Genomic DNA, 12682 nt, shown 5'->3' with positions numbered 1-12682 from the left:
CAAGGAGTCCCGTCCATGACTGTTGCCCTGTGGTGCATTTTGATCGCGATGATTTTGCCGCCCCTGTGTGCGCTGATTGCCAAGGTCGGCAGCGGCCGTTTCGGCCTGAAGGACAATCACGACCCGCGCGCTTTCCTTGACACGCTCTCGGGCCTGCCGCGCCGTGCGCATGCCGCGCAGCAGAACAGCTACGAGGCGTTTCCGGCGTTTGCGGCCGCAGTGCTGGTGGCGGATATCGTCGGCAATGCCGAGCAGGTGACGCAGGATGTGCTGGGGGTGATGTATATCACCAGCCGGTTGCTCTACATCATCTGTTACCTGGCCGACTGGGCTGCCTTGCGGTCATTGGTGTGGTTTGCCGGGGTGGCCATGATCGTGGCGTTCTTTGTGGTTTCCATCTGAGACCGCGTTGTCTTTTTCGCGGGCATGCCCGCTCCCACAGGTATTGTGCGGATCCGATAGCTGTGGGAGCGGGCGACACCGATCAAGGCACTTTAGGCACTTCAGGCAACGGCTTGCCTTTGGGCCACAGCATCCAGATCTGCCCCTGCTGCTTCATGTTCCCCGCCAGCTCGCCGGCTTCCGGCCCGGTGCCCCAGAACAGGTCGGCACGCACTTCGCCGGCAATTGCCCCACCGGTATCCTGGGCGCCCACCGGGCGTACCACGGGTGAACCATCCGGGCGCGTGGTGGACAGCCACAGCAGGCTGCCCAGCGGGATCACCTTGCGGTCGATGGCTACGCTGTAGCCGGCAGTCAGCGGCACGTTCAGCGAGCCGCGCGGGCCTTCGTTGCTGTCCGGGCGGGTGCTGAAGAACACGTAGCTGGGGTTGCTGGCCAGCAGTTCCGGTACCCGCTGCGGGTTGGCCTGGGCCCAGCCGTGGATGGCGCCCATGCTCACTTCTTCTTTTTTCAGCTGACCCTGTTCCACCAGCCAGCGGCCGATCGGCCGATAGGGGTGGCCGTTCTGGTCGGCATAGCCGAGGCGCAGTTGGCGGCCGTCCTCCAGTTGTACCCTGCCGGAACCCTGGATCTGCAGGAACTGCAGGTCCATCGGGTCCGTCAGCCAGGCCAGCACCGGTGCCTTGACACCGTCACGGTTGATGACCTCGGCCGTGTCGTAGGGCTTGAGCACCCGGCCATCCAGGCGACCGCGCAAGCGCTTGCCTTTCAGTTCGGGGTAAACACTGGCAAGGTCAACCACGATCATGTCTTCAGGTACGCCATAGACCGCCACATGATTGGTCGCCGACTGGCTCAGGCTACCCGGGTAGACCGGCTCGTAGTAACCGGTGATCAGGCCGTTGGCGTTGTTCTCGGCAGACCGCAGGCCGTACACCTGCAGGTTGTGCTCAAGAAAAGTACGCACCTGTGCTGCGCTTGCGGTATCGCTGCCAGCTGCTTCGCAAGTGGCGGCCCAAACCGGGTCGCGCTTGAGCTTCTGGCAGCCGTTGCGCCAGGCGTAGAAGCCGGCCAGCAGGTCTTCATCGCTGACCGCAGGCAGGTCTTGCCAGGTAGCAGGGGCGTAGGTGGCGATGGCGTGAGGCTCGGGCTTGGCGTTCTCGCCGCCGTTGCAGCCGGCCAGCAAAGCCAGGGCCGGGATTGTCCAGGCCAGGTGGCGCAGGGCAGATTTCATGAGTGCATTCCTGTCAGGCGCAAATATGAAGATTCGCCCCTGTTATTTATGTGGCTATTGGTGTTTGGGGCTTGGGCAGCGATACTGGCCGCCCATTTGCGCAGGCTGAAGTGAGCATGATGTTGAAGCGATTGACCGTTGTTCTGCTGGCAGCCCTGACCCTGGCGGGTTGTGATCGGGTCGACCCGAACTCGCCGCTGGGCCAACGCAAGGCAATCTTCAAGGACATGCTCAAGACCAGCGAAGACCTGGGCGGCATGCTGCGTGGCCGACTGCCGTTCGACGGGCTGAAGTTTGCCGACGGCGCGCTGAAGCTGGACAACCTGTCGCATCAGCCCTGGCAGCACTTCCCACAGGTGCGTGATGCTGCTGGCGACAGTAGCGCGCGCGCCGAAGTGTGGGAGCGTCAGGCGCGCTTTCATGACCTGGCCCGGCAGCTGGAAGGCGTCACTGGCGAGCTGGTCGATGCCACTCGGGGGCAGCCACTCGATGCCGGGCAGCTGAAGGCACCGATGGACAAGGTCGAAGCTGCGTGCAAGGCCTGTCATACCGAGTTTCGTAATCATTGATAGCGTGCATTGCCCTTTGTGGAACTGTCTTGCACAGATCCTGTAGGAGCGGCCTTGTGTCGCGATCGGGCCGCGCAGCGGCCTTGGGATTTCAGCCTTGATGCGTAAATCGCCGAGGCCGCTGCGCGGCCCGATCGCGACACAAGGCCGCTCCTACACACTCACCGCGTTTGCCGGGGGGCTTCAGCGGTCCAGTTCGTCCACCGCTTCCTGCAGTTCTTTACGGGACTCGGCGAGCTTGTCCTTGCGCTTGTTGATCTTCTCCGCGTCGCCTTTCTTCTCGGCTTTTTTCAGGTCTTTCTCGCGTTGCGCCACTTCATGGCGGGCATCGAGCACTTTCTGCTCTCGTTCTTTGCGCAGGCTGGCGTCGGTGCAGTTGTCGACCCCGCGCAGCGCTTCCTCAAGCCCCGCGACCTGGTCGGTGTTGCCATGCTCGCGGGCAATTTTCAGCTGGTTCTCGATGGCGCTGCGCTTGGCGGCGCAACCGGTCAGGCCGGCATCCGGCTGGGCAGCCTGTACGGAGCCCGTGGCCAGGCCAAGCGTTGCGAGCAGAAAAAAGGTGGAAAAGCGCTTCATGTAAAGCCTCCTGAACGGGGCGGGGTAGCAAAGTTGGGGGAAATGCTGCCTTGGTTTTGCCGATTTAGAAACCCTTCTCAGGCATTTCTTGTGCAATCTCAGGGTTTCCCTACAAGCAAATTGGTAAAAAATCATTGCGTGGTCACCGTGTGCTCGACGTCAAACCCATCTACCCCTGCGCCGGCCAACTGGGTTGCAATGGCATTGACCTCGTTGCTTGCAAAGAAGTCGGCAAGCAGTTGCCCGCGTTTTGCCCCGATGTCGGGCAAGGCTTGCCACTCAAGGCTTGTGCGCGCAGCCAGCGCCGACCATGCGCCCGCCACCTGCATGCCGCCAGGCAAGGGCGCCCCGAGCCCACGCAGCCATTGGGCGAAGGGGCGCGAGCGCGCTGCTTTGAAACTGTCCTGCAGCTGTGTAGCCGTCACGATGCTGATGCCCGCTACCTGGCGCAGGCGCTCGGCGTCCAGGTCCAGCCAGTCGCTCATTGAATTCACCAGCCCGGCAGCCACCAGCCGGCGCCAGGTACCGGCCCCGGTGCGTGGCAGTGCCAGCCCCTGTTTGCTGCTGAGCCAGGCAAGGCGGGCAACGAACTGCTCTTCGCAGCCCTCGCTGACCTGCCAGCAACTGTGGGCGTGATGCCGGCCGGGCTCAGGTGCACTTACCGGCAGTCGCTCGACGGCGCGATGCACCACTTGCTCGAATCGTGGAATGGTCAGCCCGGCGAGGCTGACGGCCACCTGGTCGCCAGGGCGGATGTCGAGGCCATGCCAGCGGGCCAGCGAGCCAAGGCTCACCTGAGTGATTCGTCGATCATCAAGCGTGACCGGCAGCACGTGCAGCACCGGCGTCACTCTGCCGGTGCGGCCGACCCGAAAGCGTACGTCGCGCACTTCGGCCAAAACCTGCACATAGGGGTACTTCCAGGCCGCGATCCAGTACGGGGCCTTGGCTTGCCAGCGCTCGGCAGGGGGCCGGCTGCCCTGTCGCAAAATCACGCCATCGGTGGCGAAGGGCAGGGCGGAGCGGTACCAGTGCTCGCGCCAGTGTGCTGCCTGCGCCGGTGTATCAATCGCGACGCTGTAGTGCTGGCTGTCGGGGAAACCCAGCTGCGTCAGCTGGGCAAGGCGTTCGGCTTGTTGGCTGGGGCCTTGTGGCCAGTCCCAGACGAACAGGCCGACAGTGTTGCCTTGTTCACCGGCCAGCTGCTTGCGTGCAAGCAGGCCTGCAACTGTGCCACGGGCATTGGCGCTGCCAGCCCGGGCTTGTACGTGGGCGCCGTGGCGCAAGTAGAGTTCCCCCTGCAGCTGCAGGTCGAGTGGTCGGGGCAACCGCCGGGTAATGGCCCCGAGCTGGGGAATGTGCCGGCTCCAGTCGTGCCCATGCACGCCATCGCCTCGGCTGATCAGTTGCACCAGGCGGCCCTTTCGGTAGGTGAGGGAAACCGCAACGCCATCGACCTTGGGCTGTACCCAGACATCGGTCTTGCCGGTGAACCAGCGTTTCACGGCCTGCTGGTCGGCCAGCTTGTCTACCCCGGTATGTGGCACCGGATGAGGGATCGGTCCGCCAGCGCTGGCCAGGGGCGAAGGGCCGGTTGCGAGGCCAAAGCACTGCCGCAGCAGCTCCAGGCGCTGGCGGCTCTGGTCGTAGAGTTCGTCGGCCACCAGCGCGACGCCCTGACGGTGATAGTGGTCGTCCCACTGGGCGAGCGTGGCGCGTAGTTGAGCGACCTCGGCGTCAACTTGCTGCCGACCCCAGTCGGGGCAGGGGGCGGCCCAGGCCAGCGGGGCAGTCAGCATCATCAGGGTGAACAAAAGCTTGATCAGCATGGCCAGCATCCTTGCATGGCGGAAGGGAGTTCCCAGCCTAGGCAAGTCTGGCGGCCCTTGCTGCGCCGCTATTGTCAGCCGATATGTCACAGAAAAGCCCCTGCCGAGAGTTCGACAGGGGCTTTCTTGTCCCGCTACTAAACAGGTTGAAGATTGCTCTTTTTCCCCGTGTCTGAAGGGCCGCTTTTCAGTTCCAACCATGCCTTGCGTGCTGCCCTGGCAGTCTCCCTGAACGGCTCCCCTCCATCGCAGGCGGTATACAGCAGCGTGACCCGGACATCCTTGAGCTTGTTCTTCAATGCAGCGGCAAAGGTGTCATCCAGAATTTCCAGCTGCCACTTCGAAATGGCGCCAGTCCCCTCGAATGGCAGGTAGCGTCCGTCATGTTCGATCAATTCATAGATCCACTCGCCTGGTGCATAACCAATACCGTCTTCCAGCCGGGCAGATGACAGTGCAATCTGCTGATTGGCCCGCAGGTTGCGTTTGACGCTGTCAGGTAATGTGGGCGCTTGGGCAGCTTTTGGGTTGGGATAGCAATACTCGACACCCGCATTATCGGCTTCCACCAGCGTGGTACTGGCCACTTGGGTCAGCAGTGCGCTGATCTCGCAATCCTCGGGTAGCGCGTCAGTTTGAAGAGAAACCGAAACATGTTTGAGTTGCCGACGATAGTGCCCGGGATAGCTCTGGTCGAAGTGTTCGGCAGCAAACGAAAACTCCAGTTTTTTACTTGTTTTTTGTTCGCCCTCGGCTGAAAGGCTGCTGACCCACGCCTCGAGCGTGGCCTCGCCAAGCAATGCGTTGAGGCTGAAGGTTTTCTTGATGGTCACCCGCCGCTCGTTGGCCTGCAGGTAGGCATTTTCCATGTGCTGCAAGTCATTGAGCAGGGACTCCCCGGCCAGCATGCCTTTATAGGCATCGCGCCAGCCACTGGGCCTGATGAAGGCCGGCCGCTTGTAGTCGCCGATTTCGTAGCGCCAGGCCGCCTCCGCGCTAAGGCATAGCGACATGACGGCATCACGCGCTGCGTCATAGAGTTGCTCCTGGCGTGCCACCAGCCAGTTGTAGATCGGGATGATGGTGAAGCCTGTGGTCATGGCGACATAGGCTTCCTGAAGATTCGCCCTGTCTTGCCGGATCAGGTCGAGTGACAGCGTTGCGGCATTGAGTTCGATATTCGTGTTCTTGATTTCGTTATCCAGTGCCATGATGTCCCATTCGGTCTGCTTGAGTTCGAATTCCCACTCCTGAGCGCGGCGGTTGTACTCTGATTCGCGCAGCATCTGGTCAGCGGTAAATCCGAAGATCGCAGCAGACGTATCGAAAGCTTCGGCCCATGCCTCCGGAACGACCGAAAGCTTATGCCCGCCTATTGAAAAGCCGTAAGTGTCCGGTATGGGGGCCAATGCAGATTTCATTATATGCAAGGGGAACTTGAGCGCCACCTGGAATGCCTGGGCCATGTGCACTGTCGTTGCAGATATTTCGAGCGCATTACGGCCCACGTCAATGAGTCCGCTGAGGTAGTCGCGTTTATGAAGTGCCGCTTGTTTATTGATTTCCAATGTGTGTTTCCTGACCTTTATCGCCGCCGTATTTTCCTGCTGAATGCTGAATGTGAAGTCGCACAGCTTGATTTCCTGCTGCTTCAACAGCACGGACAGACTGGTATTGAATTCGTCCTCCATCAGCTTCATGTAATGCCGACCGAAGTCCAACAGTTGTTTTGCGGCGATACGGGCCGTGGGCAGCAACTGGCGGAATCGGTACGCCGGTATGGGGCTGCTGCTGCTGTAGGGGCGGGCAACGCGGCTGAAGCCGCCCTTGCCTGAGGCCAATGGGTCATCCAGCCCGTCTGCCCAGCCCATGTCGGGAAGCAGGTTGCCATCAAGGGTCAGGCCATGGCGCAAGTTGTACACACGACGTTGCAAATCGTCGCGCAGTTTGATCACACGGCGGTTGATGGGGCTGAGGAAGCAGTTGGCGTCGATCTCCTTCAACTGTTTCGGCTGCCAGCGTGGCACGGCCGCGCGTTCGGGCAACGGCCCTAGCAGTTCCAGTGCCTGTTGGTAGCACAGCCAGGCCTGGTTGAGGCTGCTGTAGCTGAGCTGACGGTAGGCATGGTCGCCTTGCAACTGCCAGTTTTCCAGCAGCGACAGAAAGATGGCCTGCCGGTAGTAGCGTGACAATACGAAGGCGCGGCTGACGGGGTCGACAGCCTTGAGCAGCGTCGAACTCAAAGAGCCACCTTGGGCCAGCGGGCGGGTGTTCCAGAATGCGACGCGTCGTTCGCGATCGGGTTGATCCTGCTGTTCATCGGCGTTGCCGCGATATGGGTCGAACAGGTAGTTGAGGTACCAGTGCTCTGCCTCCTCGAACTGTTGTTGCTCGGTCAGGCGAGACGCGACCAAAGCAGGCAGGTGCAGGAACAACTCCCTGAAATACAGGCCATTGGCACCGTGAAAATCGAGAGCGGAAACATCTTGCTGGGGATCGATGATGGGCTCGGGCAACTGCTGGGTTTCCCAGGCCAGCACCCGCTCGACGCTTTCCGTGGCGCGTGATACCAGGCCTTTTCCAAACAGTGTGTTCAGCCTGATGTACGGCGTGTCTAATGTTTCTTTGATATTTGGCACCTTGGACAGATCCAAGTGGTACGTTTGGTTGGTTTGGTGGAGGTGTACAAGGTCTTTTGCGTATAGTGTGTCGGGTGGTAGGTCCTCTAGTGTGGCATCGATATAAATAACTAATGAACTCAGTTCGGATGTGTCGTCAAATTCGATTTTTATTGACTCGATTGTTGATATGCCTTCTGGGATTTTAAGTTTGACCTGGAGTTTATCGTTGAAATTAGCATCTAACTCTAAGTTAATGCTTTTAACACCGTTCTGGTAGATTAAGGCTGCGGCGCATGACAGTTTTGTTCGGGGGGGGGCGTTGGGGGTGAAAAGCTGGGAGTTGTACCGTATGAGCAGGACTGTGCCTGATGGATCGGATTTTTTAGTTATGATTGTATAGGTTGTCTCTTTTTCATTTCTACCTTTGAGTTCGGCCTCGACCTTTTTTAAAGTTTTTACTCCATAAGGAGATTGTATTTTTTGTTCATTTTTATAGCGGTCCCATAGCGTCCGGGCAATGGTATTTCCCGTTTCGGTGTCGGTAATTGGCTTGCGCTCGAAAAATAAGTCAAATACTTCCAGGAAATAATCAACATCACGGGTGTCAACATTTCTCCCAATGGGGGCGAGCATTACGCTCACCCAAGGGTCGCTCGTCTGTTCATCTTTATCATTAATGGCCACTATCAGTGTGAATTGCCATGATTCGCTGAACAAGGACTGGATCGGCTTCACTCCACGCTCGTGCCCATAAGTGCCATCGAGTCGGATGACTTCATTGGCGGTCGACCATGCGCCGTCACTCTGCAGGTGGCAACACTTGACCGTGATGGCTTTGTATTTGCTTATCTTGGTACTGTCCTCTTTCTCCGGGATGCCCTGCATTTCGCGTTCGACCCAGAAAACGTAGAGCCGACCGGCAATCACCACCGGTCGCACCAAGTCCGTAGTGGTTGTCGCCTTGATGGTGTCGCCAACGTTGATTGAGTTGATGAACTGCAATCTGGTCTGGAATTCTTCATGGCTGATAGTTTTGTTGAGGTTGCGGGATGAAGTGCTATAAATTTTTCCTGATTCGTTGTCGTACGCCCTGAGCTGACCAGTGCGATGGCCTTCCACTTTGCTCCATACCATGAATTTAGTTTGGGCCAGGCTTTTTTTGAGATCAGCTTGTCGTGTTATGTTGGCTTTCTTGTCTGGGTTGGGGGCTTCGGTGGCATACGACAGCTTCAATATCTCGCCAGTGAACGCAAGCGTGATTTTTTGCCATTCACTCCACGCCAAGGGGCTCAGGCGCTTCTTGTCATCTCGCATGCCCATGTCCAGCGAGCGCCAGTAGTACTCAACCGGTGTGCTGTTGCTCTTGCCGATCAGGTAATAGGTGTCATTCAGCGGGTCGTCGCCATCAAGGTATCCGCTGATCACTTGAAGGTTGCTGAGGCGCTCGAACTTGTTCAGGTAATTGCAAATGGCGGTCTGCACCAAGCTGGTGTCGAGTTTGCCCTGGTTCAGTTCCGTCTCAAGCTCTTCGAACGCCGTGGTCTTGTGCTGGCGGTTACTGTGGTGGATGAGGTTTTCCGGGTGCATCAGGCGTTCTTGCCGAATTCGCCATTTACGGTATTCGCTCAGGTACTGGTGCCAGGCTTGCTGGGCCTCGGCCGACACCGGGTTCGTGGCATAGCCAGGTTCCAGGTGCGCGGTCAGGCGATACAAGTAGTGCTGCAGGCTGGAGATAGCATGGTTGGCAGGGGTGGCTTCAACCTTGTCGGTGACCCATACGTCGGTCAGGAAGTAATTCGACAGTGCATCAGGGGTGGGTATGAACGCCTGCAAGTTCGCGTCGGCGGCAACCCACTCGCTCATCAGGTAGGCCACCAATGCGTCACGCCATTGCGGCTGGAGGCCTCGCTGGACAGTGGCGCGCTGTTCGGCGGTGCAAGCGCCGAGTAGTACAGCGGCCGCGGTCTTGTACTTTGCAAGCGAGCTGGTTTCGTCAAGGGATGACAGTTTCAACAGCGATTGACATGACATCCCGGTAGCCTTGCTCATCGCCTGCAGTCGTAGAATGTAATCAATGTCACTGATGGAAGCGGGGACAAGCGGAGTATATTCGTACTGTACAGCTTCAAGGGGGGGCGGTGAGTCGGGTGTGTAGATTTCCAGTTCTACATAATTGGCGTTTTCTCTTATTATGCCTTGGTCTTTATAAGTTTTTATTCTTTGGGTCCAAAAGCTCTTTGAACCAATGGCTAGCTGTTGTGCTTCGGTCACGCCCAGTGGTCCTGGGTTGTCGATTATGAATTGTCGAAGTTTTTCGTACGTGCTTTGTGCTAGTGGATCAGTGTAGCGGCTACCCTTCCCTAGACAATGGTACAAGGCGAAAATGTATCGGATACCACCACCTTTTGATAGGTAGTTAAGTTCTTCAAGCGTGAATGTGTCCAGGCAGTCATTAAATGTTTTTGTTGTGCTGTCATGGGGTCGCAGTTCAATGCTGTTTTCAGTGCGGGGTGTTAGTTCGTCAAGGATCGTCGATATTGCGTAATATTCAGCTGTCGAAACCCTGATGCAGTGGCCGAATTTCTGAACGAAATCCGAGAATTTTTTATTGATCGAACTGACGTCAGGCTCCAGGTCAGCTACTGCCTCGTAGTAATTTTTTATGAGCTTTCCGAGTGCACCCCCTTTGTTCTTCGCATCGGTGTTGTAACTATTTCTCTCGTACGCGGTCAGTGAAAGCCTGAAAGCACTGAGGGTGTTTTCTTCAGGTGCAACAGGTGTGCTCTCTACCTCCAGGCAAGGGGCTGCCTGATAAACCTCATCCGCGTTCCAACCAATCAATCGACCTAATTGCTGACTGGCTTCCTTCACGCTAGTAGGGGAGTCGCTCTGAGGCCGCAGCTGCAGGTACTCGAGGGCATCGCTTTCCTGATGGCCAGTCGTGCGGCATACGTCGACCCAGTCTCGGTAGCGGCTGAGTTGGTACAGCAGGTCGAGGTTGAGCAGCGTGCCGGTTTGCGTGTCGGTATCGGGTTCATCCTCCTGCTGCTGCTGCAGGTCGAACCAATCAGGATGTTCGGCCAGGGCCTTGAGCCCGGCGGGGCTGATCTTCAAGGCAAGCACTGCCAAGGCATAGCGCTGCAGGTAGTGCCACAGCGCGGGGGTGAGCATCGACAGGGGCTTGGCATCCGGCTCGGCGGCTGTCAGATCATGCGCCGCTGCGGCAAGCATATCGCACAGGACATTGTAGGTAGAACTGCCTGCCGACTTCAGCAAGTACAGCGTATGGTCGCTTTCCAGGCGCTGCCCACTGTGGCCCAGCACGTCGGTGAGAATCTGCTTGGCGATGGCTTCCTGGGCATTGCGTGCAATGTTGATCATCGGTACAAGGTCGCTGGCGACCTTGGAGGCTTCATCCGCCGCGTCATAGTGTGGAGTCAACAGCCCCAAGAGGTAGGCATGCAGGTCTTTCATGGCTGCCTGAGGCAGTGGTCTGATCAACCCCTGGAAACCGATCACCTTGGCAAGTATTGTCGTCCACGGGCTTTTCGCGGGGCTGGCAGCCTCTTTGGCCGAGAGCTCTGCGCTCAGCAGTGTCTCGCGCAGTTGCGGCAATGCGTGCGCCACCGCCTCGCGGATGGCGGGGGAAACCACCTGCGATGTGCTGCCAGCCTCATGAGGTTTGACCCACGCAAGTACCTGGCTGGCTGTCAGGCGATTCTGGCGTAACCACCTTTCGAGGTTGGTTATGCCCACCAGGACATCGAGCAGGTCGCTGTGTTCCGCATCATCGCTGATGCTCGGGGAACCGGCCAACTGTCGGTAAATATCGGGGTTGTCGATAGCCAGCAGATCCAGCAAGGCAGTGCCATTGGCCTGGGAAAGCTTCAGCAGGCGGGGCAGGCGGCTAAGCCGGTAGAGCGATGTGATCAACCCTAGCGACAGGCGCGGCGTTTCCAGTGCCTGCTGGTCGATGACCTGGTTCAAATAACGATGAGTGAGCTGCTCTTCAACCCCCAGTACCAAGCTCAATTGGCCGACGATGGCCGAATAAGGGCGGTGGCCTTGATCGTCCGCATCACCGAGCAGCGTGAACTCGCGGTTATCGACGATCAGGCGATCACCCGCGGCTGCCAGCTGACCGGTCCCTGGGCCATCCAGGATGCGGTCCAGAAACGCGGTGTCTGAACCGACCGAGTAGGGGGAGACCTCACAGAGCAGGGCCGCGTATTGTTCAACGGTAATGCCATGACGCTCGCGCAGTAGATTGAAAACACCCAGGGCGCGTAATGTTCCCTCTCCGATACTACGGGTGTTGTGAGCGTTCTGTGCGGCCATGGCCGAGGCCAGCAGCAGGTCTGTCTGGGCAAAGCTGAGCCCCAGCGCGGCACGCAGGTGGATGAGTTTATGGATCCGCTGGAAATGGGCTGGCGTAGCGTTCCTGAACCTGAGTTGAGTACCTGGGCCGGCCTTCGAATCTTCGAGGTTGAGTAAGGGTGTCAGGCCTTTGTTGATGAACGCGGCTCCGTACAGATGAGCACCCGGTGCTTCGTCGGTACCCGGGCAATACGCTGTGCTGCGGCGCACGGCGCTGAGCCCTTCTGTGGCATCGTCAGGGACGCTGGATAGCGCCAGCATCTCCAGTACCTCATCGGTCTTGAGGCCTGTGCGCTTGCAGAACAGGTCCACGTCGCACAGTGCCGCGACGGCGGTGGCAGCGTTTCCTGCCACGCCGAAACGCGACTTGAAGTAATTCTTGCTCGTAGGGGCCGTGTCATCGAGCAGCAGCTCCTGCAGTGCGGGGCTCAGGCCGCAAGCGTTGCGCATTACCGCTCGGAGCTCGTCGGTGCGAAGGTTGCCGTAGCAGAAGTTGGGGTGGGAGTACTCGGTTTGTTGCAAAAGGTCGAAATGCGACAGCTTCTTGTGCTCAAGGACGGCCTTGATTTGCTCAAGCGAGTGGTGGAAAGGCAGGTTGTGATGGCGAACTGCGCTGGCCAGTGCATCGACTACAGGTTTGTTGCCGGTGTGTGCCAGGGCCTGGCGGCTGAGGGCTTCGATCACCAGCTTCAAGGTGGGAACTTTACTGTCGAGGCTGTTTTGGTCGAGAAAAAGCTCGCCAATATCAGGGCGCCGCGTGGCCAGGCTGAAGATCTTGCTGACGGCGCCGCTTTTCTCGATGGTGAGGGCTTTTTTGTGCAGTTCGGACAGGTAGGCAAAAGGACCGTAGGCACACTCCAGTGCATCAGTCTGGCACTTGTCGGTAATCTGCTCAGGGAAAAGGCCGCCATAGGTTGGGCGCGTAGGCGCTGTCGAGACTGCAGCATCTGGTGTGGTCGTGACAGGGGTAACCGGAGTGGTATCACTCATGCTTGAAGGCTCCTGAACGCTGAGTGCGGCGCACTGCGCAAGGCGAGTGCGAGACAAACCCATTGAACGAAGGCGGGGAGCGAG

Annotated in this window: 6 protein-coding genes; 2 read left to right on the top strand and 4 right to left on the bottom strand. The window is 58.5% G+C overall.

What is annotated here, in order from left to right; genetic code table 11:
* Positions 1 to 15 precede the first annotated feature (15 nt).
* Positions 16 to 402, top strand: coding sequence for an MAPEG family protein (locus AC5O5I_RS25805; protein ID WP_172228729.1), 387 nt, complete (start codon positions 16 to 18; stop codon positions 400 to 402).
* An 82-nt stretch (positions 403 to 484) separates the two neighbouring features.
* On the opposite strand, the gene mltA is transcribed toward AC5O5I_RS25805, so the two are convergent.
* Entirely contained in the window at positions 485 to 1636 is a 1152-nt protein-coding gene (gene mltA / locus AC5O5I_RS25800; RefSeq protein ID WP_172228731.1) for a murein transglycosylase A, read from the bottom strand.
* A gap of 119 nt (positions 1637 to 1755) precedes the next feature.
* Between mltA and AC5O5I_RS25795 the strand changes: the two genes are divergently transcribed.
* Positions 1756 to 2205, top strand: coding sequence for a c-type cytochrome (locus AC5O5I_RS25795; RefSeq protein ID WP_172228757.1), 450 nt, complete (start codon positions 1756 to 1758; stop codon positions 2203 to 2205).
* A gap of 183 nt (positions 2206 to 2388) precedes the next feature.
* On the opposite strand, the gene AC5O5I_RS25790 is transcribed toward AC5O5I_RS25795, so the two are convergent.
* The 3 genes from AC5O5I_RS25790 to AC5O5I_RS25780 all read right to left on the bottom strand — a co-directional run bounded on the left by AC5O5I_RS25790 (position 2389) and on the right by AC5O5I_RS25780 (position 12598).
* The gene (locus AC5O5I_RS25790; protein ID WP_172228759.1) at positions 2389 to 2781 is read right to left on the bottom strand and encodes a DUF1090 domain-containing protein; all 393 of its coding nucleotides are present in this window, start codon (positions 2779 to 2781) and stop codon (positions 2389 to 2391) included.
* A gap of 131 nt (positions 2782 to 2912) precedes the next feature.
* Complete coding sequence (ligB, locus tag AC5O5I_RS25785; protein WP_494511772.1) at positions 2913 to 4610, bottom strand: NAD-dependent DNA ligase LigB; 1698 nt, start codon at positions 4608 to 4610, stop codon at positions 2913 to 2915.
* Between the two features lie 137 nt (positions 4611 to 4747).
* The gene (locus AC5O5I_RS25780; protein WP_494511771.1) at positions 4748 to 12598 is read right to left on the bottom strand and encodes a Tc toxin subunit A-related protein; all 7851 of its coding nucleotides are present in this window, start codon (positions 12596 to 12598) and stop codon (positions 4748 to 4750) included.
* Positions 12599 to 12682 lie beyond the last annotated feature (84 nt).

Source organism: Pseudomonas sp. 9_2_1, assembly GCF_059295275.1.
The sequence above is the reverse complement of the archived record's forward strand: the minus strand, read 5'-3'. Positions and strand labels throughout refer to the sequence as shown.

Excerpts from the sequence above, each read along its gene's own strand:
- mltA (WP_172228731.1), bottom strand. The coding sequence starts at position 1,636 with ATGAAATCTGCCCTGCGCCACCTGGCCTGGACAATCCCGGCCCTGGCT.
- AC5O5I_RS25790 (WP_172228759.1), bottom strand. The coding sequence starts at position 2,781 with ATGAAGCGCTTTTCCACCTTTTTTCTGCTCGCAACGCTTGGCCTGGCC.
- AC5O5I_RS25795 (WP_172228757.1), top strand. The coding sequence starts at position 1,756 with ATGTTGAAGCGATTGACCGTTGTTCTGCTGGCAGCCCTGACCCTGGCG.
- AC5O5I_RS25780 (WP_494511771.1), bottom strand. The coding sequence starts at position 12,598 with ATGAGTGATACCACTCCGGTTACCCCTGTCACGACCACACCAGATGCT.
- AC5O5I_RS25805 (WP_172228729.1), top strand. The coding sequence starts at position 16 with ATGACTGTTGCCCTGTGGTGCATTTTGATCGCGATGATTTTGCCGCCC.
- ligB (WP_494511772.1), bottom strand. The coding sequence starts at position 4,610 with ATGCTGATCAAGCTTTTGTTCACCCTGATGATGCTGACTGCCCCGCTG.